The sequence below is a fragment of the Streptomyces sp. NPDC031365 genome, from assembly GCF_055569765.1.
Map to the genome: position 1 here is coordinate 37,805 of NZ_JBVIIM010000006.1, position 23,736 is coordinate 61,540.

The 23,736-nt window shown below is 71.8% G+C and carries 18 protein-coding genes and 1 riboswitch; of the genes, 7 read left to right on the top strand and 11 right to left on the bottom strand.

The window, feature by feature from the left end:
• Positions 1 to 31: 31 nt before the first annotated feature.
• Positions 32 to 1,027 carry a hypothetical protein gene (locus ACZ5C2_RS12095; protein WP_468789551.1) on the top strand — a complete coding sequence of 332 codons (996 nt, stop codon included), beginning with the start codon at positions 32 to 34 and terminating at the stop codon, positions 1,025 to 1,027.
• A 28-nt stretch (positions 1,028 to 1,055) separates the two neighbouring features.
• On the opposite strand, the gene ACZ5C2_RS12100 is transcribed toward ACZ5C2_RS12095, so the two are convergent.
• The 6 genes from ACZ5C2_RS12100 to ACZ5C2_RS12125 all read right to left on the bottom strand — a co-directional run bounded on the left by ACZ5C2_RS12100 (position 1,056) and on the right by ACZ5C2_RS12125 (position 6,954).
• Positions 1,056 to 1,610, bottom strand: coding sequence for a YciI family protein (locus tag ACZ5C2_RS12100; protein ID WP_468789553.1), 555 nt, complete (start codon positions 1,608 to 1,610; stop codon positions 1,056 to 1,058).
• A gap of 63 nt (positions 1,611 to 1,673) precedes the next feature.
• On the bottom strand, positions 1,674 to 2,351 hold the full coding sequence (locus ACZ5C2_RS12105) for an ABC transporter ATP-binding protein (protein WP_468789227.1): 678 nt from the start codon (positions 2,349 to 2,351) through the stop codon (positions 1,674 to 1,676).
• Positions 2,344 to 3,351: an ABC transporter ATP-binding protein gene (locus tag ACZ5C2_RS12110; RefSeq protein WP_468789555.1), complete on the bottom strand. Its 1,008-nt coding sequence runs from the start codon at positions 3,349 to 3,351 to the stop codon at positions 2,344 to 2,346. The genes ACZ5C2_RS12105 and ACZ5C2_RS12110 overlap by 8 nt, the downstream gene beginning before the upstream one ends.
• 80 nt (positions 3,352 to 3,431) lie before the next feature.
• A complete protein-coding gene (locus ACZ5C2_RS12115) occupies positions 3,432 to 4,337 on the bottom strand; it encodes an ABC transporter permease (protein ID WP_468789557.1) in 906 nt (301 codons plus the stop codon).
• A gap of 41 nt (positions 4,338 to 4,378) precedes the next feature.
• Complete coding sequence (locus tag ACZ5C2_RS12120) at positions 4,379 to 5,347, bottom strand: ABC transporter permease (RefSeq protein WP_468789559.1); 969 nt, start codon at positions 5,345 to 5,347, stop codon at positions 4,379 to 4,381.
• 20 nt (positions 5,348 to 5,367) lie between these two features.
• Positions 5,368 to 6,954: an ABC transporter substrate-binding protein gene (locus tag ACZ5C2_RS12125; protein WP_468789229.1), complete on the bottom strand. Its 1,587-nt coding sequence runs from the start codon at positions 6,952 to 6,954 to the stop codon at positions 5,368 to 5,370.
• 202 nt (positions 6,955 to 7,156) lie between these two features.
• Positions 7,157 to 7,339: riboswitch (cobalamin riboswitch) on the top strand.
• A 30-nt stretch (positions 7,340 to 7,369) separates the two neighbouring features.
• On the opposite strand from ACZ5C2_RS12125, the gene ACZ5C2_RS12130 reads away from it, so the two are divergent.
• From ACZ5C2_RS12130 to ACZ5C2_RS12145, 4 genes are read left to right on the top strand one after another with little or no spacing between them, the layout of a single operon-like run.
• Positions 7,370 to 8,080: an energy-coupling factor ABC transporter permease gene (locus ACZ5C2_RS12130; RefSeq protein WP_468789231.1), complete on the top strand. Its 711-nt coding sequence runs from the start codon at positions 7,370 to 7,372 to the stop codon at positions 8,078 to 8,080.
• Positions 8,077 to 8,526 (top strand): energy-coupling factor ABC transporter substrate-binding protein, encoded by a 450-nt coding sequence (locus ACZ5C2_RS12135; RefSeq protein ID WP_468789233.1) that lies wholly within the window; start codon positions 8,077 to 8,079, stop codon positions 8,524 to 8,526. Before ACZ5C2_RS12130 ends, ACZ5C2_RS12135 begins: the two co-directional genes overlap by 4 nt.
• Positions 8,527 to 8,532: 6 nt before the next feature.
• Entirely contained in the window at positions 8,533 to 9,282 is a 750-nt protein-coding gene (gene cbiQ, locus ACZ5C2_RS12140) for a cobalt ECF transporter T component CbiQ (protein WP_468789235.1), read from the top strand.
• A complete protein-coding gene (locus ACZ5C2_RS12145; protein WP_468789237.1) occupies positions 9,279 to 10,115 on the top strand; it encodes an energy-coupling factor ABC transporter ATP-binding protein in 837 nt (278 codons plus the stop codon). Before cbiQ ends, ACZ5C2_RS12145 begins: the two co-directional genes overlap by 4 nt.
• Before the next feature lie 50 nt (positions 10,116 to 10,165).
• On the opposite strand, the gene ACZ5C2_RS12150 is transcribed toward ACZ5C2_RS12145, so the two are convergent.
• From ACZ5C2_RS12150 to ACZ5C2_RS12160, 3 genes are all read right to left on the bottom strand, one after another.
• A complete protein-coding gene (locus ACZ5C2_RS12150) occupies positions 10,166 to 10,960 on the bottom strand; it encodes an SGNH/GDSL hydrolase family protein (protein ID WP_468789239.1) in 795 nt (264 codons plus the stop codon).
• 246 nt (positions 10,961 to 11,206) lie between these two features.
• Positions 11,207 to 16,144: a DNA repair ATPase gene (locus ACZ5C2_RS12155; protein WP_468789241.1), complete on the bottom strand. Its 4,938-nt coding sequence runs from the start codon at positions 16,142 to 16,144 to the stop codon at positions 11,207 to 11,209.
• Positions 16,145 to 16,214: 70 nt separating this feature from the next.
• A complete protein-coding gene (locus tag ACZ5C2_RS12160) occupies positions 16,215 to 18,260 on the bottom strand; it encodes a flotillin family protein (protein WP_468789243.1) in 2,046 nt (681 codons plus the stop codon).
• A gap of 536 nt (positions 18,261 to 18,796) precedes the next feature.
• On the opposite strand from ACZ5C2_RS12160, the gene ACZ5C2_RS12165 reads away from it, so the two are divergent.
• On the top strand, positions 18,797 to 19,855 hold the full coding sequence (locus ACZ5C2_RS12165) for a PucR family transcriptional regulator (RefSeq protein WP_468789245.1): 1,059 nt from the start codon (positions 18,797 to 18,799) through the stop codon (positions 19,853 to 19,855).
• A 21-nt stretch (positions 19,856 to 19,876) separates the two neighbouring features.
• On the opposite strand, the gene ACZ5C2_RS12170 is transcribed toward ACZ5C2_RS12165, so the two are convergent.
• Both ACZ5C2_RS12170 and ACZ5C2_RS12175 read right to left on the bottom strand, forming a co-directional pair.
• On the bottom strand, positions 19,877 to 20,653 hold the full coding sequence (locus ACZ5C2_RS12170; protein ID WP_468789247.1) for a hypothetical protein: 777 nt from the start codon (positions 20,651 to 20,653) through the stop codon (positions 19,877 to 19,879).
• A gap of 111 nt (positions 20,654 to 20,764) precedes the next feature.
• Positions 20,765 to 21,205, bottom strand: coding sequence for a DUF6299 family protein (locus ACZ5C2_RS12175; protein WP_468789249.1), 441 nt, complete (start codon positions 21,203 to 21,205; stop codon positions 20,765 to 20,767).
• 282 nt (positions 21,206 to 21,487) lie between these two features.
• On the opposite strand from ACZ5C2_RS12175, the gene ACZ5C2_RS12180 reads away from it, so the two are divergent.
• On the top strand, positions 21,488 to 23,728 hold the full coding sequence (locus ACZ5C2_RS12180) for an MMPL family transporter (protein WP_468789251.1): 2,241 nt from the start codon (positions 21,488 to 21,490) through the stop codon (positions 23,726 to 23,728).
• Positions 23,729 to 23,736: the final 8 nt, after the last annotated feature.

Sequence of the window (23,736 nt, forward strand, 5' to 3'; positions counted from 1 at the left end):
CGTGCTGGCCGGCTCCGCCGCTTGCGGCACCGTGGAGAACTTGTCCGCCGGGCAGAAGCTCGACAACGCCTTCGACAGGCTCGGCGAGGAGCGGTCGCTCTCCTTCGAGCTGGACCTGGACACCGACGCCGCGACGCTGAAGGCGCTGGACGCCGAGTCGTCGGAGCCGGGCGAGGAGATGCCCGACGAGGTCGCCGAGCTGCTCAGCGACGCGCGGATCTCCGTCTCCGTGCAGTCGAAGAAGCCGATCGAGAAGTCCGGTGAGAAGGACTTCACCGCCATGGCGGTGAAGTTCAGCGGCCCGGACGGTGCCCTGTTCGAGTACCGGCTGGTAGGCGACTACACCTACGTCCGCGTCGACGCGGAGGCGCTCGGGAAGATGTCCGGCAGCCCCATGCCGCCGGTCGACGAACTTCCCGACAGCGCGGGAGCGTTCAAGAAGCTGCTCGCCGGTGAGTGGCTCAAGGTCTCGACGAAGGAGCTGAAGGAGACCGGCGGGCAGATGTCGGGGGCGGAGGGTGCCGAGGGCCGGAAGCCCTCCGCGGAGCCCACACTCGATGCCAAGACGCAGAAGAAGCTCACGAAGGCTCTGCGGCAGGTCATCGCCCAGGAGGTCGACTTCAAGACCTCCGGCGGAACGGACGGCACCGAGCACATCAAGGCCACGGCACCGTTCCGGACGCTGGTCACCGAGCTGTTCGACGAACTGCGGCCGCTGCAGAAGGATCTCCCGGGGGGCTCCGAGCTGCCCACCGCCAAGGACTTCAAGGACGCGCCGAACGAGAAGGTCACCGCCGACTTCACGCTGAAGAACGGCGAGCTGACCGAAGTGTCCGTCGACCTCGCCAAGCTGGCGGAGAAGGCGAAGGTCAAGAAGTTCGCGCTGGTACTGCGCATCGGCAAAGGTGAGAAGGCGACGGCCCCGGCGGGAGCCACCGAGGTGCGCATCGACGAGATCCTGGAGGGCTTCTTCGGTGGCGCCATGGGGCCGCTCGGGGAAGAGGGCTTCGAAGACGGCGAGTTCTAGGAGCTCGGCGGGCCGCCGGTGTCACCTGTCACCTGCGTCCGCCGAACTCCCAGTCGTGAACCTCGACGACGGCGTACCGGTCCGGGGCCAGGACGGCCCGGGCCGTGCCCCGGTCCGGTGCGCGGACCAGGGCCGCGGTACCCAGCCAGGCCGTGCCGTCGTCGGACAGCAGGGGCCCGTACGCGATCAACTCGTCCCGGTCGGCGTCGGCCGGCACGTCGAGGTCCGGGGTCTGCCCGGTGCCGAAGCCCAGGACGAGGTAGCGGTTGCCGCCGCTCCGGCCACCGGGGAAGTCCCACATGGTCCGGCCCAGTACGTTGTGCCAGCGGCGCAGCAGCACGTCCCGGTACACGCCTGCCTGGTGGTTGGGTTCGTCGAAGGCGAACGCCCGGGCGGACGCGGGATCCGGCAGGTCGACGATGTGGACGCTGCCGGTGGGCGTTTCACCGTCGTCGGCGAAGGTCGGGCCACGGGCAGTCAGCCGCTGCGCGTACCGGTCCATGTAGGACCAGTGTTCCTCCCCCAGTTCCTGGCGCAGGGAGAGGGACCCTGGCCGGTCGCGGTGGTAGCAGAAGAACTCCATGGGATCCCCTCCGACGAGCGTGCGACGCATCGTACGCACGGCACCGGCCAGAGGCGGCTCAATTCAGATCGACACCTCCGCCGACGCCGACGTCACCGTGTCCCAGTGGACCGTACGGTCGCACCACCGGTTCAGGAGGGTCTGGTCGTGGCCCACTGCCAGAAGGCCGGCTCGTGTCGCCGTGCGGTAGTCCTCCACGACCCGTACCAGCGCCGCCGTCGTCGACGCGTCCAGCATCGCCGTCATCTCGTCGCAGATCAGCCAGCGTGGTCGGAGCACCAGTGCACGGGCCAGGCAGGCGCGTTGCAGCTGGCCGTCGCTGACCTCGTGGGGGCGGCGGGTGAGCAGGTCCGGGGTCAGACCGACCGTTTCGGAGAGCTCGGCCACGCGGGCGGGGACCGAGGCGCGCCGGCCCGTCGCCCGCAGGGGTTCCGCGATCAGGTCGGCGAGGCGCAGCCGGGGGTCGGCGGAGAGGCGGGGCTGCTGGAAGACGACGCCGATGGTCGTACGCCGGGTGCGCGGGGCGCGGTGACGGTAGTGGTGCACGGGGGTGCCGTCGAGGACGACTTCCCCGGAGTCCGGGCGGTGGAGGAGGGCGGCGACCCTGGCGAGGGTGGACTTGCCGCAGCCACTGGGGCCCAGCAGGCCCACGGCCTCACCGGGAGCGACGGTGAGGGTCGCGCCGCGTACGACGGGGGCGCGCCGGTCGTAGCCGGCGGTGACGGCGTGCAGTTCAAGCACGGATGTCCTCCCGGGTGCGGGCCGGGACCGGGTGGTGGCAGGCGACCGGGCCCGTGAGGGGCGGGAGTGTCGCACAGGTGTCCGTGACGCGGTCGCATCGGGGGGCGAAGGCGCAGCCGACGGGGAGACTGCCGAGTTCGGGAGGCAGTCCGGGAAGGGGCAGGAAGGACCTCTCGGGGAGAGCCTCCAACAGGCCTCTGCTGTAGGGGTGACGAGGGCCCGGGAGGCCGAAGAAGGCGTCCGCCTCGGCCAGTTCCACTATGCGGCCGGCGTACATGACCGCCACGCGGTCGGCCATGCGTTCCGCCGCCGCCAGGTCGTGCGTGATCAGCAGCAGGGCACGGTCGGCGTCGACGTGGCGGCGCAGTTCGTCGACCGTGCGGTCCACGAGGTCGCGGTCCAGGCCGGTGGTCGGTTCGTCGGCGAGCAGCAACGGGGCCTCGCCGATCAGCGCCAGGGCGGTTGCGGCTCGCTGGGCGAGTCCGCCGGAGAGTTCGTGGGGGTGGCGGTCGAGGTGGTCCGCGGGGAACTCGGCGCGCTTCGCCGCCCGTTCGGCGGCCGCGCGCCGAGCCTGGCGTCCGCGCGTGCCGGTGAGCCGGACGATCGCCTCCTCCATCTGGGACCGGATCGTGCGCACGGGAGTGAGGTGCGCGGCAGGGCTCTGCGGGATGAGGCCGATGCGGCGGCCGCGTACGGTGCGGGCGAGGGTGCGTTCGTCGGCGGTGAGCAGGTCGAGGTCGCCGAGTCGGGCGTGGCCGGCGGTCTGCGCGTTGGCGGGGAGCAGGCCGAGCAGGGCGGAGGCCAGCACGGACTTGCCGCAGCCGCTCTCGCCGATCAGGGCCAGGCACTCCCCCGGCGCCACGTCGAAGTGCGCGTCGGTGACAGCGGCGATCCGGCGGCCACCCGGCAGCAGGAAGCGCACGGACAGTCCGCGGACCGACAGGACGGGAGGCCGCTCGGTCGTTCCGGCATCTGTCGACGGCGCGGGAGGTCGCTCCAGCGCCACCACATCGGCCGACGGCACGGCAGATCGCTCAGGCGCCACCACATCGGCCGGCTGGTCGGGAGGTCGCTCGGTCGTCACAGCATCAGCTCCGATCGGCGGCGGGGGTTGATCCGCTCCCGCCAGACACCGGCGAGGCCGGCGACGGCCAGGGTGGGGATGATCAGGAAGAGGCCGGGGAAAAGGGCGGGCCACCACTGTCCGGCGAGCAGGGAGCCGCGGGCCCCCTGGATGAGGGTGCCGAGGCTCGCGGTGTGGGTGGGCAGGCCGAGGCCCAGGAAGGACAGGGCCGATTCGTGCCACATGGCGTGCGGGACCATCAGAACGGCGGCGAGACCGGCCTGGGGCAGGACACCGGGGAGCAGGTGGCGGAACGTGACCCGCCACCGGGACGCGCCGCCGGAGACGGCCGCGTCGATGTGGGGGCGGGACCGCAGCGAGAGGATTTCGGCGCGGACGATGCGGGCGGTGGACAGCCAGTGGGTGAGGGCGACGGAGATCACCACCGGCCAGACGCCCGGCCGGAACATGGCGACGATGAAGATGCCGAGCAGCAGGTGCGGGACGGAGGACAGGGTGTCGACCAGGCGCATGACCAGGCGGTCGGCCCAGCCGCCGAGCGCACCTGCGGTGGCGCCGACGGCGGTGCCGATCACGGTGGCGGTGAGCGCGGCCACCAGGCCCACCAGCAGCGACACCCGGAGCCCGTAGACGCAGCGCAGCAGCAGGTCGCGGCCCACGTCGTCGGTGCCGAAGGGGTGGGCCCAGCTGGGCGGCAGGAGTTCCGCCGCCAGGTCGACGGCCTGCTCGTCGAGCTGGGCCAGGGGCGGTACGAGCAGGGCCGCGAGGACCGTCAGTGCGACCAGGACGGCGGAGACGCGCAGGCGGAGGGTGTGGGTGGAGCGGCGGGCGGTGCCGTGCGAGCGCCACGCCGGCGGGGTCGCGTACTCGGCGTCCGTCTTCACGACGGCGTCCGTCTTCACGACGGCGTCCGTCTTCACGACGGTGGTGTCAGCCACGGGAGTCACATCTCATTCAGCTTCACCCTCGGGTCGATCAGTCCGTAGAGCAGGTCGGCGAGCAGGTTTCCGGCGAGGACGGCAGCGGTGGCGAGGGTGGTGAGCGCGGCCAGCAGCGGGAAGTCGACGGCGGTGGCCGCCTCCACGGTGGCCGAGGCGATACCCGGCCAGCTGAAGACGCTCTCCACCAGCAGTGCGCCGGTGATGAGTTCGGGGACGCGGGAGCCGATCAGGGTGAGCACGGGCAGCAGTCCGGAGCGCAGGGCGTGGCCGAGCAGTACGGTGCGTTCGCTCAGGCCGCGGGCCCGGGCTCCGCGTACGGGGTCCTCCGCGAGGGCGTCGCCGACGCCCTGACGGACGTACAGGACGAACCAGGGCAGCTGGGAGACGGCGAGGACGCCGGCGGGCAGGATCAGGTGACGCGCGACCTGGCCGGCGGTGGCGTGGTCGCTGCCCGTGTCGGTGAGGCCGCCGGCCGGGAGGACGTCCAGCTTGAGGGCGAACAGCCAGACGGCGAGCAAAGCGATCCAGAAGACCGGCGCCGCCTCCAGGGAGTACGCGAGGGAGGTGACCGTACGGTCGAGGAGGGAACCGGGGCGGCGGGCGGCGAGCACGCCGAGCACGGTGCCGAGCAGCACCGCGACGGCGAACGCGACGGCGCACAGCAGCGTCGACCAGACCAGGCGTTCGCCGATGACCTCGGCCACGGGCCGGCGCATGACGGTGGACAGGCCCAGGTCGCCGCCGAGCACGGAGGTCAGCCAGTCCCACCAGCGGGCGGTGAACGGCCGGTCCGCGCCGAGGTTCTCCCGCAGCCGGTCCAGGGTCTCCTGGTCGGCGCCGAGCGCGGCGGTGCCCGCGTAGGCCTTGACGGGGTCGAAGGGGGATGCGGCGGCCACGGCGAACACGCCGAAGGTGACGACGAGGAGCACCGGCACGGCGTACAGGGCGCGCCGTGCCGTGAGCCGTGCCATCGATCCCCAGAGGGCGCGGGTCATGCCTGGGGCTGCCAGTCCTCGACGTTCCACCAGGGACCGCCGGCGAAGCCGTGCTCGTGCGGTTCGGTCTGGGTGGTGAGGTCCTTCCAGCGGTCCTCGAGGACGTACATGTGGTCGATGTGGGTGAGGAAGGTGTAGCCGGGGTCCTTCACCAGCGCGCGCTGGAGGTCGTCGTAGGCGGCCTCGCGGGTCCGGGGGTCCAGGCTGCGGCGGCCGGTGTCCAGGGCCTCGTCCACGGCCGGGTTGTCGTAGCGGGCCATGTTGTTGAAGCCGTTCCCGGCGAGGGAGGAGTGCAGCAGGGTGTGGAGGCCGAAGTCGGGGTCGCCGGTGCTGCCGAAGCCGGCGAGGACGGCATCGTGCTTCATACGGGGTTCGATGACCTCCCAGGTGGCGCTCTCGACCTTGACGTCGATGCCGGTCTTCTTGGCGTCGGAGGCGTAGGCGAGGGCGTGGTCCTGGCGGACCTTGTCACCGGAGGGGTAGTACAGGGTGAAGCGGGCGGGGCGGCCGTCCTTGGCGCGGATGGCGTCCTTCCCGGGCTTCCAGCCGGCTGTGTCCAGTACGCGCCCGGCTTGGGCGAGGTCCTGGGGCCGCTCGATGTCCTCGGCGAACCAGGGGTCGTCGAGGGGCAGGGGGCCGTAGGCGGGGCGGCCGGCACCGTCGAGGACCGTGTCGACCATGGCCCGGCGGTCCACGGCGAGGTCGAGGGCGCGGCGGATCGCGAGGTCGCCGGTGACGGGGTTGCCGGTGGGGAGGGTGACCGCGCGGAAGTCGTACGACGTGGCCCGGTAGGTCTTCTTGCCGTCGTCGTTCTCGAAGGTGGCGGCGAGGTTCGGCGGGAGGGTCGCGCCGTCGAGGTCACCGGAGCGCAGCCGGGTGGCGCGGACGTCGTCGTCGGCGACGATCGCCATGGTGAGCCTTTTCACCTTCGGCGCACCGCCCCAGTACTCCGGATTGGCCTCGAAGGTGAGCTTTTCGCCCTTGCTCCAGCCGGTGAGTACGTACGGTCCGGTACCGACCGGCTCGGTGTTGAAGGCGCCCGTGTTGGGATCCTGCCTTCCGGCGATGTGCTCGGGGACGATGGGCAGGACCGTGCGGGCGGCGAAGCCCGCGTAAGGGCGGTCGAGGGTGAAGACGACCTTGTCCTCGCCGTCCGCCTCGACCTCCTCGAGGGCGGCCAGTTCACTCCGGGCGGTGTTGTTGGTCTCGTCGGCCAGAACCGTGCGGTACGTGAACACCACGTCGTCGGCGGTCAGCGGCTCACCGTCGCTGAACTTCACGCCGTCACGCAGGGTGTACGTGTAGGTGCGGCCGCCGTCGGTGATCTCGGGGAGCGTCTTCGCCAGCGCGGGCTCGAGGCCGAGGTCGGCGTTCCGGGCGAGGAGTCCGTCGAAGATCTTGGAGTTGCCGTCCTTGCCGTAACCGAGCAACGGGCTGAGGGTGTCCGGTTCGGTGGAGACCCCGATCACCACGGACTCGGCGTCCGCGCCGCCGTCCGCGCTGCCGCTGCCCGGCGCCGAGCAGGCGGTGACCACCGCGGCCAACGCCACCGCGGCCGCGCCCCGTATTCGTCGGGTCGTCATCGAACCTCACATCCCTATTGCTTAACTATCGCTGTTGCATATTAGTTGCAGCAAGGTTCTGCCCATGACGGCGGCCCTCCAGTCCTCCGCCCCGGCGGGCGACACGATGCGCGTCAAGTCCGCAGGTGCACGCCGGGCCACGAGCCTCCGGGCGCCGTCCGCGCGCCCCTGGTGACCGCTTGTCACCGGCCCGGTCCGGGCACTACTGTCACCACGCCTTGGTGACGGGAAATCGGTGCGATACCGGTGCGGCCCTCGCCACTGTGATCGGGAAGTCCGGCTCCGGCCCTCACGGGCAGCCACTGGGTTCTTCGGAACCCGGGAAGGCGGAGCACGGGCGGTGGTACCCGTCAGCCAGGAGACCGGCCAAGGCGCGTCAACCATCCACGAGGTGCTGGAGAGGGTCTGCTGAGCCATGCACATTGCCGAGGGTTTTCTGCCTCCGGTGCACGCGGTCGCCTGGGGCGTCGCGTCGGCGCCGTTCGTCGTCCACGGAGCCCGGTCACTCATCCGTGAAGTCAGGGAACATCCCGAGAGCACCCTGCTGCTGGGCGCGTCGGGAGCGTTCACGTTTGTCCTGTCCGCACTGAAACTTCCGTCCGTGACGGGGAGTTGCTCCCACCCGACCGGCACGGGACTCGGCGCGATCCTGTTCCGGCCGCCGGTCGTGGCGGTGCTGGGCACCATCACGCTGCTGTTCCAGGCGCTGCTGCTCGCCCACGGCGGGCTGACCACGCTCGGCGCCAACGTCTTCTCGATGGCGGTCGTCGGCCCGTGGGCCGGGTACGGCGTCTACCGGCTGCTGCGCCGGTACGGCCTGCCGCTGATGGGTGCCGTGTTCTGCGGCGCGTTCGTCGCCGACCTGTCGACGTACTGCGTGACGAGCGTGCAGCTGGCGCTCGCCTTCCCCGACCCGGGCAGCGGATTTCCGGGCGCCCTGGGCAAGTTCGGCTCCGTCTTCGCCGTGACGCAGATTCCGCTCGCGGTGAGCGAGGGACTGCTGACCGTACTGGTGATGCGCATGCTGGTGCAGTCGAGCAGGGGTGAACTGACCCGGCTCGGGGTGCTCGTGACAACGGTGGGTGTCCGCAAGCCGGCGGAGCGGGCCGGGGCGGTGACCCGATGAGCCGCAACGCGAAGATCAACAGCCTGCTGCTGCTTCTCGTCGCCGCGCTGGCGGTGCTGCCACTGGTGCTCGGGCTCGGCGACCACAAGGAGGAGCCGTTCACGGGTGCGGACGCCGAGGCGGAGACGGCGATCACCGAGATCGACCCGGAGTACGAACCGTGGTTCTCGCCCCTGTACGAACCGCCGTCCAGGGAGGTCGAGTCGGCGCTGTTCGCCCTCCAGGCGGCGATCGGCGCGGGCGTCCTCGCCTACTACTTCGGACTGCGGCGTGGGCGGCGGCAGGGCGAGGCGCGGGCGCTGGAGCGGGCGCTGGAGCAGCCGTCGGAGCAGCCGCGGGAGCAGCCGGGGGAGCAGCCGGGGGGCGAGGCCGGCCCTCGCCCCGGCACGGACGCCGGGGCCGGTGCGGGCGACGGCGGCGGCTCCACGTCCGCGTCGCGGGGCTGAGCCTTCGTGCTGTCGATCGACGCGGCGGCGCACAGCAGTCGCTGGCGCCGCCGTCATCCCGTGGACAAAGCTGTGCTGGGACTCGGTCTCACCGTGCTCGCGATCTCGCTGCCCCCCTGGCCGGGCGCGGCCCTGGTGCTGGTGTCGGCGCTCGTGGCGCTGCTCGGCCCGGCGGGCGTGCCCGGGCGGCGGCTGTGGCGGGCGTACCGGGTGCCGCTGGGCTTCTGCCTCACGGGAGCACTCACACTGCTGGTGCAGGTGGGCGGTCCGGGCGGGTTCGTGGCACCGGCCGACGACGGGCCGCTGCGTGCCGGGGAGTTGTTGCTCCGCACGTCGGCGGCCTCCCTCGGAGTACTGCTGTTCGCGTTCACCACCCCGATGTCGGATCTGCTGCCGCGCCTGGTGCGCGCCGGGGTGCCCGCGCCGCTCGTGGACGTGGCGCTGGTGACGTACCGGATGAGCTTTCTGCTGCTGGACTCGGTGCGCCGGATCCATCAGGCGCAGGCGGCCCGGCTCGGGCACACCACCCGGGCCGCGACCTGGCGTTCGCTCGGCGGACTCGGGGCCACCGCGTTCGTCCGGTCCTTCGACCGGGCATCGCGGCTGCAGTCGGGGCTCGCCGGACGCGGCTATGACGGCACCCTGCGCGTACTGGTGCCCGAGGCCCGTGTCTCCGTGCGGTTCACGGCGCTGAGCGTGACCCTCCTGGCGGCATTGACCGCCCTCACCCTCGTACTGGAAAGGCCGTTGTCATGACGGAGCCCGTGCTGGTGACCCTGCGGGGTGCGTCCTTCGCGTACGAGGACGGCCCTCCCGTGCTCAGCGGCCTCGACTTCGAGGTGCGCGAGGGGCGCGCGCTGGCCCTGCTGGGGCGCAACGGCAGTGGCAAGACGACGCTGATGCGACTGCTCAGCGGTGGACTGCGGCCCGACAGAGGTGAGTTGACCGTCGACGGCAAGGTGGTGCGGTACGACCGGAAGGGGCTGACGGCGCTGCGGACCACCGTGCAACTGGTGGTGCAGGACCCCGACGACCAGTTGTTCGCCGCGTCCGTCGGCCAGGACGTGTCGTTCGGGCCGCTGAACCTCGGCCTGTCCGACACGGAGGTGCGCGACCGCGTGGCCGAGTCGCTCGCCGCGCTGGACATCACGGCGCTCGCCGACCGGCCCACACACCTGTTGTCCTACGGGCAGCGCAAGCGCACGGCGATCGCGGGCGCGGTCGCCATGCGGCCCCGCGTCCTGATCCTGGACGAGCCGACGGCGGGCCTGGACCCGGACGGCCAGGAACGCCTGCTCGCCACCCTCGACGGGTTGCGTGAGGGCGGCACCACGGTGGTGATGGCCACCCACGACGTGGACCTCGCGCTGCGCTGGGCCGACGACGCCGCCCTGCTCACCCCGTCGGGGGCGCACACCGGGCCCGCGGCCAGGATGCTGGGCCGCGCGGATCTGCTCGCGGCAGCGGGGCTGCGGCTCCCCTGGGGCGTCGCGGCGGCTCTTCTCCTGCGCAGGTGCGGACTGTTGACGAACGCGCGGGTCGGCCCCCGCACGGCGGAGGAACTGGTCGCCGCGCTGGCGGACGGGTGAGCACACCGGTGCGGGGGGCACCGACGGTGCCCCCCGCGTGCGCTCGGTCTCTAGGCCATGGAGCGGAAGGCGGGCAGGTATCCGCTCGACTGACCGACGGCCTTCGGGTGGTAGGAGTTGGTGATCGGGATCGTCACGCTGTGCAGCCACGCGTCGCCGGAGCAGAGCTCGTGTCCGGTGAAGTCGTCCGCCACCGACGAGAAGGTGAACCCGGCGTTGGCGGCCCGCTTCGCGAGCACCCCGTTCAGCACGTTCGAGGCGTTGTTGATGGCGCCGCGCTCGGTCTCGCTGAGGCCGGCGATGCAACTGCCCGACAGCTTGTAGAAGCGCGGGTACCCCAGCACCACCACGTGTGCCTGCGGGGAGCGGGAGCGAATGCCGGAGTACAGCGAGTCGAGCCTGCCCGGCAGGGTGTTCTGCATCTGCGAGACCGCGGTGTTGACCCGGGAGACGCAGGTGGCCTCGCTCTGCAGGACGCAGGTCTGCATGACGTCCGCGAAGCCGACGTCGTTGCCGCCCGCGGTGACGCTGACGAGGGTGGTCGAGGAGGACAAGGAGCCCAGCTGGCCGGAGGACACGCTCGACGTCGTCGCGCCCGAGCAGGCGACGAATCTGAACGACGACGGGGAGTTGGCGTTCGCCCACAGCTGCGGGTACGCCTTGGTGCTGCGCTTGCAGTCACCACTCTCGGACGTGTAGCTCCCGGCACCTACGCCGGAGGAGTAGGAGTCGCCGAGAGCGACGTAGTTGTCGCCGGCGGCCGAGGCCGGCTGAGCCATACCGAGCACGGCCACGGCACCCATCGCGAGGGTCGCCAGGGAAGCCCAGAGTGAACGCACTGACACGTGGCAGTCCGCCCTTCACAGAGGAGGGTCACAGGGGTGGTTGATGAGGCAATGAAGGTTGTAGCAGGCCTGTGTACCGCTCGGTAACACCTGTGGAAAAAGTCATCCGGAATGCCCGAATGATCGTTCGGCCAAGCATGCTCCGCGCGTAGATAAACCTTCAATCAGCCCTGGCGAAGGTGAATTTCAGGGGAGCGTCAGGGGCCCGTCCCCTCGGCCGGGTGGGCCGCAGGGCGGGCCACCGGGTCAGCCGGTCGGGTCGGCGGCCGGCGGGGGCAGCCGACGGCGACCCGCCGCACGGGTGATGGCCGACTCGACGGCTGCGATGCGTTCGCCGAGGAGGGCGAGGGCGGCCACGGCGCGGGCCAGCGCGTCGTCGTCCGGGCCGCCCAGGGTGCGGGCGCGGACATGGGCGGCCTTCAACTCCGCCCAGCGCGCCGACTGTTCGGCGGTGAGGGTGCCCCGCAGTTCCCCGAGCTTGAGCAGACTCGCCTCGGCGCCGGTGGTGAGGGTCTGGGCCTCGGCCGTGTAGTGGTCGTCGATGACGGCGCTCAGCTCGGCGTCGTTCATGACGGGCTGGATGCGCTGGGCGATCTTGTTCATGTTGCGGTAGGAGCCCTGGAGCCGGAACGGCGGCTCGGTGCGGGCGTCGTCGGACTGGGCGGCCGAGGCGATGTAGGCGGCGTTGACGGCGAGGACCGTCCGGCGGGCGGTGAGCAGATGCCGCAGTACGGCCTGGACGCGGTGGAGTTCGGCGGGTGCGTAGGGGTGGGTGAGGCGGTCGGGGCGGGCCGTGGGGTCGTTCTCGGCGAGACGGATCAGCAGGTCCAGGTCGGCGCGCTCCCGTCCGGCGAGCGGGGCGAGGACCGGGTTGGCGGTCAGGGCGTTCTCCACGAAGCTGAGCGCGAAGACGTCGTCCTTGCCGGTGAGGACGTCGCCGAGGTTCCACACGTCGGCGCGGTTGGCCAGCATGTCCGGGACCCGGAAGACCTCGCCGGACTCCGTGTAGGGATTGCCGGACATGCAGACGGCGAACCGCTTGCCGCGCAGGTCGTAGGTGCGCGGTTCGCCCTCCCACACACCCTCCATCCGACGGGTGGCGTCGCACAGCGGGATGAACTTCTGGAGCAGTTCGGGCGAGGTGTGCTGGATGTCGTCGAGGTAGAGGAGGGTGTTGTTGCCCGCGGCCAGCGCGAAGTTGATTTTCTCGACCTCGTGGCGGGCGGTGGCGTTCGGAGCCTCGGCCGGGTCCAGCGAGGTGACCGCGTGGCCGAGCGCGGGGCCGCTGATGCGGACCAGGACCAGACCGAGCCGGTGGGCGACGTACTCCACGAGGGTCGTCTTGCCGTAACCGGGCGGGGAGACCAAAAGCAGCAACCCGCCGGCGCCGGTGCGGGCGGACTCGCCCGTGGTGCCGAGCTGCTTGGCGAGGCTGTCGCCGACCAGCGGCAGGTAGACCTCGTCGACCAGCCGGTTACGGACGAACGACGCCATCACGCGCGGCCGGTGGTCGTCCAGGCGCAGACGGGTGCGCTCGGTGGTCACCAGGGCGGTGCGGCGGCGCTGGAAGGCGCGGAAGGCGAGTACGTCGTGTGCACCGAACTCCTCGGTGCGGGCGAGGAATTCGTCGAGGCGAAGGGTGAGGCGGCGGTCGGTGATCCGCGGATGGGTGGCGATCAGCCCCTCCACCGTGACGGTCAGGGACGCATCCGACTCGTGGCGGGGCAGGTCGGGGCAGAGCTCGGCGGCCACGGCCTCGGCGAGGTCGCCGGGGGTCACCAGGTCGCCGGTGGCGGCGGTGTACGCGGTCAGCCAGGCCTCTACCAGCTGTCGGCGGGCGGTGAGGTCGCCGAGGGCGGGGAGGTCCTCGTCGTAGGCCGCGGTCGCGACCGTGCGGCGGAACTTGTCGAGCAGGGTGCGGGTCCGGGTGCTGATGACGAAGCCGTCGGGGCCGGTGGTCAGTTCGTCGAAGAGGTACGCGGCGCAGGCCTCGGGGCGGGCGGTGGCCTCCTGGTCCCAGTCACGCACGGCACGGGCGAGCTCCGCCCGCAGCGCATCGAGCGCGGGCGGCGGGCCGAAGGCGTCCCGGACCCGGGCCAGGGAGCGGGCGCGGCGGGTGAGGTCGGCGCGCGCCTGGGCCGTGGTGCCGTGCGCCCAGTACAGCAGGGCGTGCGCGCGGGCGGCGGAGGCGTGGCGCAGGGTTCCGGCGGCGTCGTACAGGGGCAGTACGGCGGTGAGGACGGCGGTGGCGTCGTGGTCGTGGACACCGCGCTCGTAGCCCTCGTCGTACGCCTCCTCGGCGGCCTTGCGCACCAGGGTGGCGAGGTCCTCGGCGCCGGTCAGGGCGTCGGGGCCGTGCTCGCGCAGCAGACGGGCGGCGAGGTGTTCGGCGCGGTAGACCTCGGGCGATTCGGACGGCAGGTGCCGGTTCCACAGAGGGCGGTCGGCGAGGAGGGCGGGGTCGGTGACGGGGGCGCGGTAGTCGGTGCCGGTGAGGGCGAGGGCGAGACTGTCGCCGTGCGGGACGACGGTGAGTTCGAAGGGCTGGGTGGAGACGGCGAAGCGGTGGTCGCCGAGGCGGATGGTGCGTCCGCCGTCCGCGTAGAGGTCGGTGCGGTCGCGCAGGGCGCGGGCGGCCTCCTCGTGTGCGGAGCGCAGCCGGCCGTCGAGTTCCTCGGCCCGTACGCTGTCGCCCAGTCCGCGTAGTTCGGCGGCGGTACGGCGGACCTTGGCGACCAGCGGGTCGGAGGCGAAGTAGGTGCTCACCGCGTCGGTGTCGGCGAGCGTGGCGGAACGCCGGGCGATCGTCTCCAGTACGCGTCCGGCGGCGGAGGCGAGCTGTTCGGCGCGGCGGGCGCGGGCGTCGGTGAGGCTCTGCTTGCGGGCGGAGAACGCCTCGTAGACCTCGGTGCGCCGGTCGGCGAGTTCACCGAGGACGTCGTCGAACTCCGCGAAGCGGGACTCCAGGGACTCCAGCCGGGTCAGCACCTGGGTCAGTTGGTCGTCGCACGTCCCGGGGTCGTCGGCAGCGGCGAGGGCGCCGGTGACCGTCTGGCCGAGCAGGGCGAGTTCGGCGGCGAACCCGGCGCGTGCCTCCCGGTCGAGGAGGCCGCGGCGGCGGGTGTCGAGGGTGGCACGGGCGCGGTTGATCCCGGCCAGGGCGTCGGCGACCCGCTCCAGGACGGTCGTGCGGACCGTGGCGTCGCTGATGTCGAGTCCGGCGACCACCTCGGTCACCGTGGAGAGACCGTCGGCGAGTTCGTCGAGGCGGGCGGTGACGGGGGCGGCCTGCGCGGTGGTGGTGACCGACTCGATGTCGGCGTGCAGCTCTTCGAGGTCCGTGTGATGGGTGGCGAAGGCGTCCTCGCGGGCCAGGAAGGTGATCGCGCGCTGCCCGAAGGAGGCGAGGTCCGTCTCGGCGGCGCCCGCCAGTGCGTCGATGCGGGCGTGGTCCGCGTACCGCATGTCCTTCAGGGTCAGCAGATGGCCCTGGGCGTGGCGGAGTTCGGTGAGGCCGGTGACCCAGGCGGCGGCCTCGCGGGGCTGCTCGCCGCGCAGCCGTCGCACCACCGAGGCGATCCGGTCCGCCGCTTCGTCGAGCGCGTCGGCGGCCCGGCGGGTGAGGTCGCGCACGGCCTCGAACTCGGCCAGCACCTGCTCGGCGGTGTCCCGCACCTGATCCAAGGGGCCTCGGAGGTCGCCGAGTTCGCTGTCACCGAGCCAGTGGTGGGTGTCCGTGGCGCGGACGCAGGCGGCCGCCAGGGTCGTGTAGATCTCGGCCGTGGGGGTGGTCTCGGCTGCGGAGCGGGCCAGCGACAGGCAGTCGGAGATGCCTCGTACGAGGTCTGCGTTGCCGACCCGGGCCAGCGGTCCCTCGCCGGCGGGCTGTGCGGCGGCGTGGGTGTCGGAGACGTAGGGGGTCTCCCAGAGCTGGACGGGGTGGACACGGGCGGGGTCGTCGCCCTCGGGGCGCAGTACAACGAGCAGCCCGTCGTCGAACAGCGCCCATCCGTGGCACGCCATCGGGATGGCGACCGCCTCGTGGATCTGGTTGTACGACAGCAGCAGGGCCCGTCCGCGTCCGGGGGCGTGGAAGGCGTACAGCACGTCCTCACCGTGCGGTGAGCGCACCTCGCGTTCGAACCGCATGCTTTGCGTGTCGAGTTCGTACGTCTTGTGCGTCCCGACGGCGAGGCAGTAGCCGCCGGGGAACACGATGCCCTGGTCCTCGGGCAGCCGGCGGGGGCCCTGTCCGATGCCGTCGAGGCGGACGACGGAGCGGGTGAGGGTGTTGAAGACCAGGTAGCGGTGTGCCGTCTCCTTGTAGGGGAGGACCCGCAGCAGGATCAGGGGGCCCACACGGGCGTGGGCGATGTCGGCGTCGGCGAGGGACTGCAGGGGCTCGTCGACCGGCTCGGTGTGGATGCCGTCGGGGGCGTCCGTGTCATTGTCGGTCTTGACGGTGAGGGTGCCGCCGAGGGTGTCGACGAAGACCTCGCCCTGGACGGAGACGTGCGGGTGGCGGCCGAGGACGTGGTCCTCACGGGTGGTGGAGGTCCACTCGATGTCGGTCGGCGGGATGAGCGCGTGATCGCGGTCGCCGCGCGCGTCGAGGAAGGCGGCACGGCCGTCCTCGGACACCGACCAGCGCAGGACGCGGATGTCGCCCGCCTTCTCGCCGGTCTGGAAGACGGCGAGCAGCTTGCCGTCGACGCGGCGCAGGCGCAGCAGGCGTGCCTGGCGGTAGTAGCGGTGCAGGGCGGTGAACTCGCGGACGAAGTGCGGGTCGTCGAGGAGTCCGGGCACGGCGTCGTCGGGGAGGCGGTTCAGGTCGCGGTCGTGCGCGGCGAGGACGTCGCGGACCTCGGTGTCCCGGTCGGGCCGGGGCTTGGCCTCGTAGCCGAAGAGGAGTACGTCACCGACTGCGACGATGTCGCGGGGCACACTGCTCCGGTCGGTGCGCAGCCGCTCGGTGCCGGCGAGGCGCAGTTCGGGGGCACCGAACTCCTGCGCCCTCCGGTGGTTCAACGCCTGGGCCCGGCGGGCGAGTTCCGCTGCCTGGGCGGTGAGGCGGTCCCGCAGCACCTGGTAGGCGCCGCCGTCGACCGTCGCGGGGTCCGTCGCGGGCCCGCCCGCGTCCGGTGTCTCGTGGCGGGCCCCGGGCTCGTGGGTGCTGCTGGTCATGGCTGCCTCTCGGGAAGGGAGCGGTCGGGAGCCGCCGTCCCCTGTGCGGCGGCTCCCGACCCGATGGTGGTCAGGCCCTCGCGTGGCCGTTCAGTTCGGCCAGCGGCGTGTCCGAGAGACCCAGCTCACCTGCCTTTTCGATCAGTTCCCTGAACCGACCGGTGTTCTCGCCGCCCTGCTTCATCAGTCGCATCAGCAGGGCCGAGACGGTGAGGTTCTGTACGTCGGAGGTCGAGACGGAGCCCAGCATGCGGCTCAGGTCGTCGGTGAAGCTCGCGGAGCCGTCCAGCCAGGGGCCGGCGAGTGCCTGCGCGGTCTCGGAGTTCTGGACGAAGCCGTCCACGCTCCTGCCGAGCGTGATGGAGGACATCAGCCGGTCGAAGAACATCGATTCCCCGCCGACGATGTTGATGTCCGCGTTCTCCAGTCCGGTCGCGAGGACCGTGGCCTGTGCCTCGGCGACCTGCCGCTGCACGTCCAGTCCCGCGAGCCGGATGTCCTTCTCGGCCTCCAGCCGCAGCCGGTACTCCTCGTGGCCGCGGGACGCCTCGTCGAGGGCGGCCATCGCCGCCGCCTTCTCGGTGAGGCCGGCCGCCTCCGCGCGGAGCCTGCCGCTGATGGCCTCCGCGTCGGCGAGCGCCTTGGCCCGTGCGCCCTCGGCCTCCGCGCGCATCCGGGCCTCGGCGGCCTCGGCTTCGGCGCGGCCCGCCTTCTCGATGACCTCGGCCTCCTTGTCGCGGACCTGAACTGCCGCCAGTCCCTCGGCCGCGGCCTCCGCCTGGACTCCCTCGGCGGTCCGCAGCTTGGCCCGTGCGTCCAGGTCGGCGGTCTTCAACCGTGCCTCGGCCAGGGTGACTTCCTCGGCGGCACGGTGTGTGGCGGCCTGCTCGGCGGCCTCGGCGGCCTTGATGTCCTTGACCAGCTTCTCCTGCGCCTCGGCCTCAGCGGCGATGATCACGGACTGGCGCTGCCGCTCGGCCTCCTCGACGGCCCGGAGCTTCAGGATCGACTCCTCCTGCTCGGCCACCGTACGGTCCACCGCGACCCGCTCGCGGATCACCTCGGCGATCTCCCGCTTCTCCGCCTCGACCTCCTTGTCGGCGGCGATCCTGGTCAGCTGTGTCTCCCGCTCCCGGGCGATGACCTCCAGCAGGCGGTCCTTCTCGATCCGCTCGCTCTCGACGGCGATGACCCGCTCGCGGTTCTTGGCAGCGACGGCGACCTCACGGGCCTGGTTCTCGCGCTGCACGCCGAGCTGTTCCTCCGTGCGCAGGAAAGCGCTCTGGGCGCGCAGCCGCTCCTCCTCCATGACCCGCGCGGTCTCGGCCTCCTCGCGGGCCCTCACCGTCTCGATCTCCCGCTTCTGCTTGATCTCGGCGTCGGCCTGGCGGCGCTCCAGTTCCAGGATCGCCTCGCGCGCGTCGACGTCCTGCCGCGTGATCTCCTTCTGCTCGTTGCGCTGTGCCTCGTTGGTGCGGACGTGCTCGACCGCGGTCAGCTCGGTGATCTTGCGGATGCCCTGCGCGTCGAGCACATTGCCCGGGTCGAGCTGGGCCAGCGGGGTCTGCTCCAGGAAGTCGATCGCCGCGTCCTCGAGGTGGTAGCCGTTCAGGTCGACCCCGATGACCTCGATGATCTGGTACCGCAGTTCCTCGCGCTTGGTGTAGAGGTCGGTGAAGTCCATCTGCTTGCCCACGGTCTTCAGCGCCTCGGAGAACTTGGCGTGGAACAGCTCCTGGAGCGTGTTGCGGTCACTGGCCCGCGCGGTGCCGACGGCCTGGGCGACCTTGATGACGTCGTCGACGGTCTTGTTGACCTTGACGAAGAACGTGATGCGGATGTCGGCGCGGATGTTGTCCCGGCAGATCAGGCCCTCCTTGCCGGCCCGGGTGATCTCGATGGTCTTCACCGAGATGTCCATCACCTCGGCCTTGTGCAGCACCGGCAGCACGACCGATCCGGTGAACGTCACGTCGACCCTGCGGGTCTTGGAGACGATCAGTGCCTTGCCCTGTTCCACCTTGCGGAACAGCTTGGTGACGAGCAGCAGACCGATGAGCACGAGCAACAGGGCGACGCCGACGAGTACGGCGATGCCCACGGTGGCGGCATCCATGGAGCACGTCCTTCTGGGCTGAAAATTTGGCAGAAGTCAGGTGAAGTGGCGCCTCGTTGGCGAGACGGGTGAATGTCCGGTGGTGAGGGGGACGACTCAGCCGGCGCTGCGGTTCTGCGGCGGGCGCGGACGGATGCCGTCCGCTGCCCGGCGCACCGCGCGCGCCACACCGTCCCGGTCCGCACCGCGCCTGAGCGGGGACCGGGACGGCCCGGGTTCGTCCGGGGAGAGACGGTGCAACGGCCGTACGAGGCGGAGGGCGGACGGGCCCGCGGCGGGCTTCACGCACGTGCGCATCCGGGCCCCCTCCCTTCTCACCACTCGACGTCGTCGGGGCAGCACTGCTCCCCTCCGGTTCCGGCGCGAGGCACCTGCCGGTGCCCGGCACCGGAACCTTCCGCGGTGCTCCCCGCGGACCATGATGCCCGGCGGGGACGGAAACGTGCATTGCCGGATTCCGGCAAGGTTCACTAGGGTCTGCATGCCGGTGCGTCAACAGGAACGCATCAGGAACGCGTCAAGAGTTGGGGGCCCGCGTGACACAACGGGAGATTCCCGAGCAGTACCTGGACGGCTGTATCCACATCCTGTCCGAGGTGGCGGCGACGGGCAGACGCCTCACCCGGGACGAGATCGCCTCACGGCGGGATCTCGGGGAACGCGCCGCGGAGGCGGGCTTCGGCCTGCGGTCCCTCGTCAGCGCGCATCTGTCCGCCGCCCGCGGGGCGTGGCCGCGCGGTGCGGACTCGGTGGAGAGCGCGCTCGCGGCCGTACAGCAGGTCGTGGACGCGTTCGCCGAAGGCTATGAGCGCGCGCAGCGACTGGCGGTCCGTCAGGAGGAGGCGGCACGGCGCGAGTTCATCGACGACCTGCTCTACGGGCGCAGCGATCTGGGCCGGCTCGCCGAACGCGCCGAGCGGTTCGGGCTGCGGCTGTCCCACGAGCACGCGGTGGCCGTCGCACGGGGCGCGGTCGGCTACGACGAGGGCGACCCGGTGCCGCGGCAGGTGGAGCGCGCTCTGATATCCCGTTTCGGTGACCGCAGCGTCCTGCTCACCACCAAGGACGGCCGGCTGCTGTGCATCGCCCCCGGACATCAAAGCGAGGTGCTCACCTACTTCGCCAAGCAGGCGTACGCCGCCACCGACGGCGGACAGGTCGCCATCGGCCGCCCGCAGTCCGGGCCCGGCGGGGTCGTCCAGTCCTACGAGGAGGCCCTGAGCTCCCTGGAGATCGCCGAGCGACTGGGGCTGGACGATCCGGTGCTGCGCGCCTCCGACCTGCTCGTCTACCCGGTGCTGGCCCGCGACCGCCAGGCCATGGCCGACCTGGTGTACAACACCCTCGGGCCACTGACGACGGCCCGGGGCGGTGCCAAGCCCCTGCTCGACACGCTCACCGCCTACTTCGACTCCGGCTGTGTCGCGGCGGAGGCGGCCCGGCGTCTCTCCCTGAGTGTGCGGGCGCTGACCTACCGTCTGGAGCGCATCAGCAAACTCACCGGCGCCAACCCCGCCGACCCGGCGCACCGTTACATGCTGCAGACGGCAGTGATCGGGGCGCGACTGCTGAACTGGCCGGCCGACGGACCGTGAGCCGGAGGCCCGCGGGTCGCCTCACGCGCCCGCCGCCAGAACCTCCTGGCGCAGGGCGTCGGGGCCCATCGCCAGCAGACCGGGAACCACGTCGTTCCATCGTGCGGCGCTCTCGTCCAGGGCCTTGTCCAGGGACCGTTGCAGGCGGCGCCGGCCGAGGCGGAGGGCGACGGCCGCCACCGGGCGCAGCAGGCGCCGGCCCCGGACGCGTACGGTGACCGACACCGCCCAGTGACCGTCGGGGCCCCCGGGTCCGGGTACCGCCCGCAGGTCCGCCCGGGCGGCGCCGCACTCCAGGCTCGCCGACAGCGGGGCCCTACGCGTCGTCCGGCCCGTGTCGGCCGCCGCCCACCAGTCGTCGCACCGCAGCCGTGCCACACCGCTCACCCGGGACAGCGCGGACCAGACGTTCTCCACGCGGGCGCGTCCGTCGACCTCGACGAGGCGCGGACGGTCCGGGCGGTGCAGCGTGCCCCGGAGGGCGAAGGTGCCGTCCGGGGCGGATACGGCGAGCGCGAGCCGCAGCGCACGCCGGCGGTTCCACTCCTCCACGGTGATCCGTACCGTCTCCCCCGGCCGCCCCGGCTCCCCGTCCCCCGTGCTCTCGTAGACCCCTCCGGGCCGGAGGTGGCGTCCCCCGGCGAGCCGTACGTCCGGTGCCTCCCGCCCGTCCGGCAGCAGCACCCGCCCCGCCTCCGTACGGGTGTCCTCCGCCAGGTCCAGGAGGGCGGCGAGGGCATCGGCGAGCCAGGGACGCGGGACGGGGACGAGGACCATCGTGTGACGGAGAGCGACCATGGGACGAGGGTGACGGACCGGCCGTGTGCCGGTCCATGCCCGGGCACGGCAGTGGGGGCGCCGGTGTTCTTCCGGTCCCCGGCAGCGCGGGGGCCGGCCGGGCGGCGCCGGTCAGGCCCGGAGGAGGGTGACGTCCCGGTTTCCGACGGCATGGACGACGGGCTCCAGGACGATGCCGCTGAGGCGCTGTTCCATGATGATGGCCTCGACGTGCGCCGGGCCCGCCTTCAGCACGTTGCCGGGCACGCGGCCGGTGTTCTCCCAGGGGTGCTCCACTCCGTCGCACACCGCCCTGGTGCCCCCGATGCCGTAGCGGATCGTGGGCGCGGACTGGCTCACAGAGGAGCTGATGAAGACCGCGCCGGTGCCGGCGAGACAGCGGTAGGTGCCGGAGAGGGTGACGGAGCCGTCGTCGGCGATGCGTCCCTCCACGTCCACCGTCACAGTCTCCTCGGGGTCGGTCGACACGGCGGCCGAGGGGGCTGCCGCGGCGGTGCCGAGCAGCAGGAGCGCGGCGCCGGCCGCCGCGCCGAGGTGGGGGCGTACGGGCATGGGAAACCTCCGTGAGTGAGCGGAACGAGGCCTTCCACCAGTACCCGGTGCATCGCTCCCCGGCCACTCGTCGTCACCCTTCGGTGGCCGGGGGTGCCGGCCGTCGGGGAACGGCCCGGCGATCGTCCTGCCGCCGTCCCGGGTATCGGCCTGCGCTGGCCGGCGCGCCTGACGGTACGGGGGCGGAACCGTCAAGGAACCCTCAAGGTCGCCGTGGGTGGGCCGTCAAGTCCGCTGAGAAGGATGTGCCGAGTCGTCTTCCTACGAGTGAGGGAATCGTTCATGGCTACGTTCTTGTACAGGCTGGGCGCATGGGGTGCTCGCCGGTGGCGAACGATGTTGATCGGGTGGATTCTCGCCCTTGGCGCGGTGGTGGGTCTGGGGCTGTCGTTCGCCGGCTCCTTCAGCGACAGCGGTTCCATTCCCGGCTCACCGGCCCAGACGGCCCTGACCAAAATGGAGGGGCACTTCCCCGAGCCGGACACCCAGTCGGCGCAGATCGTGTTCCAGGCGCCGCCCGGCCGCAAGGTGACCGAGACGGATCTGAGCAAGCCGCTGGAGGCCACGCTGGAGGCCATGGGCCGGGTTCCGGGGGTGAGCGAGGTCAGTGACCCGTCCGAGAGCGGCACCGTCTCCGATGACGAACGCACCGCGGTGGCCCAGGTGACCTTCACCACCAAGGCGGAGGACGACGTGCCGGCGGGCACGCTGGACGCGGTGAAGGCCACGGGAAGCGAGGCCGAGCAGGCGGGCCTGAAGACCGTCTACGGCGGTGAACCGTACGAGTCCTCGCATCCGCCCGTGGGCCCCAGTGAGCTGATCGGTCTGGGGGTGGCCCTGGTCATCCTGGTGATCACGTTCGGGTCGCTGCTCTCGGCAGGTCTGCCGCTGATCACCGCGGTTCTCGGGATCGTGGGCACGATGGGCGCGATGATCGGTCTGGCCACGGTGTTCGACGTCTCCGACAACGCGCCCACTCTGGCGATCATGTTGGGGCTCGCCGTCGGGATCGACTACTCCCTGTTCATCGTCTCCCGTCACCGTGCCCAACTCGGCACCGGCATGCCGGTCCGCGAGTCCGTCGCGAGGGCCACCGCCACCGCAGGCAGCGCCGTCGTCTTCGCCGGAGCGACCGTCCTCATCGCGCTCGCCGGTCTGTCCGTCGCCGGTGTGCCGATGCTGACCTCCATGGGGCTGGCGTCCGCCGGAGCGGTCGCCGTCGCCGTCATCACGGCTGTGACGCTGCTGCCCGCGCTGATGGGGATGGCCGGAAGCAGGCTCACGCCCAAGGAACGCCAGTCCGCCACCCGGCACCGCAGGTTCCTGCCCCTGCGCCGTAAGGACGCCGTGCGCCGGACCGCAGCTCCCACCATGGGGGTGCGCTGGACCGAGGGCGTCCTGCGCCATCCCGTGCGCAACCTGGTCCTGGGAACCGTCGCGCTCGTCGCCCTGGCCGTTCCCGCCCTGGAGCTGAAGCTGGCGCTCACCGACGAGGGTTCCAGCGCCACCAGCAACTCGAGCCGCCAGGCCTACGACATGATCAGTGACGCCTTCGGACCCGGCGCCCACGGTCCCCTCGTCGTGCTCGTCGAGGACGACGACCCGGCCACCGTCAGCACCACGGCCGCCGCTGTCGAGGACGAGGTGCAAGGGGTTCGGGGCATCGCGGATGTCAGCGGTGTCGACGTGGCCCGGGACGGCAGGGCGGCACGGATCCAGATCATCCCCGACACCGGGCCGCGGTCCGGGGAAACCAGCGACCTCGTCTCCCGGCTGCGCACCCAGATGCAGCCGCTGGCCCAGGCCGGCGGTGGCTACGTCGCCGTCACCGGCATGACCGCGGTCAGCATCGACGTCTCCGACAAACTCAGCGGTGCGCTCCTCCCCTTCGTGGTCGTCGTCGTCGGCCTCTCCCTGCTCCTGCTCATGGTCGCGTTCCGGTCCGTGGCCATCCCCGTCAAGGCCACCATCGGGTTCCTGCTCTCCGTGGGGGCCGCCTTCGGCGCCACCGTCGCGGTCTTCCAGTGGGGATGGCTGGCCGGCCTGCTGGGCGTCCCCAGCCAGGGACCTGTGGCCAGCTTCGTACCCATCATCGTGATGTCCGTGCTCTTCGGCCTGGCCATGGACTACGAGGTGTTCCTCGTCTCCGCCATGCGTGAGGACTACAACCGCCACCGCAACGCCCGCATGGCCATCCTCAACGGAGCCCGCAACGCCGCCCGCGTGGTCACCTCTGCCGCACTCATCATGATCTCGGTGTTCGTCAGCTTCCTGTTCTCCCGCGACGCCGACATCATGCCGATCGCCTTCGCGCTGGCCTTCGGAGTCCTGGTCGACGCCTTCCTGGTCCGGATGACCCTCGTACCGGCTGTCCTGGCGCTCCTCGGTGACCGCGCTTGGTGGCTGCCGCGGCGTCTTGACCGGATCCTGCCCCACCTCGACGTCGAGGGCGGGAACTTCCACGCTCCCGAAGGGGCGGCGCCCCACGCCCCCGTCAAGGACTCCACTCCAGTGAGCCTGTGACACGATGA

What these genes read in the sequence shown, in the direction of transcription:
- ACZ5C2_RS12100 (WP_468789553.1), bottom strand. Translation starts at nt 1,610, where the DNA reads ATGGAGTTCTTCTGCTACCACCGCGACCGGCCAGGGTCCCTCTCCCTG.
- ACZ5C2_RS12120 (WP_468789559.1), bottom strand. Translation starts at nt 5,347, where the DNA reads ATGGCACGGCTCACGGCACGGCGCGCCCTGTACGCCGTGCCGGTGCTC.
- ACZ5C2_RS12125 (WP_468789229.1), bottom strand. Translation starts at nt 6,954, where the DNA reads ATGACGACCCGACGAATACGGGGCGCGGCCGCGGTGGCGTTGGCCGCG.
- ACZ5C2_RS12130 (WP_468789231.1), top strand. Translation starts at nt 7,370, where the DNA reads ATGCACATTGCCGAGGGTTTTCTGCCTCCGGTGCACGCGGTCGCCTGG.
- ACZ5C2_RS12135 (WP_468789233.1), top strand. Translation starts at nt 8,077, where the DNA reads ATGAGCCGCAACGCGAAGATCAACAGCCTGCTGCTGCTTCTCGTCGCC.
- ACZ5C2_RS12145 (WP_468789237.1), top strand. Translation starts at nt 9,279, where the DNA reads ATGACGGAGCCCGTGCTGGTGACCCTGCGGGGTGCGTCCTTCGCGTAC.
- ACZ5C2_RS12155 (WP_468789241.1), bottom strand. Translation starts at nt 16,144, where the DNA reads ATGACCAGCAGCACCCACGAGCCCGGGGCCCGCCACGAGACACCGGAC.
- ACZ5C2_RS12160 (WP_468789243.1), bottom strand. Translation starts at nt 18,260, where the DNA reads ATGGATGCCGCCACCGTGGGCATCGCCGTACTCGTCGGCGTCGCCCTG.
- ACZ5C2_RS12170 (WP_468789247.1), bottom strand. Translation starts at nt 20,653, where the DNA reads ATGGTCGCTCTCCGTCACACGATGGTCCTCGTCCCCGTCCCGCGTCCC.
- ACZ5C2_RS12175 (WP_468789249.1), bottom strand. Translation starts at nt 21,205, where the DNA reads ATGCCCGTACGCCCCCACCTCGGCGCGGCGGCCGGCGCCGCGCTCCTG.
- ACZ5C2_RS12180 (WP_468789251.1), top strand. Translation starts at nt 21,488, where the DNA reads ATGGCTACGTTCTTGTACAGGCTGGGCGCATGGGGTGCTCGCCGGTGG.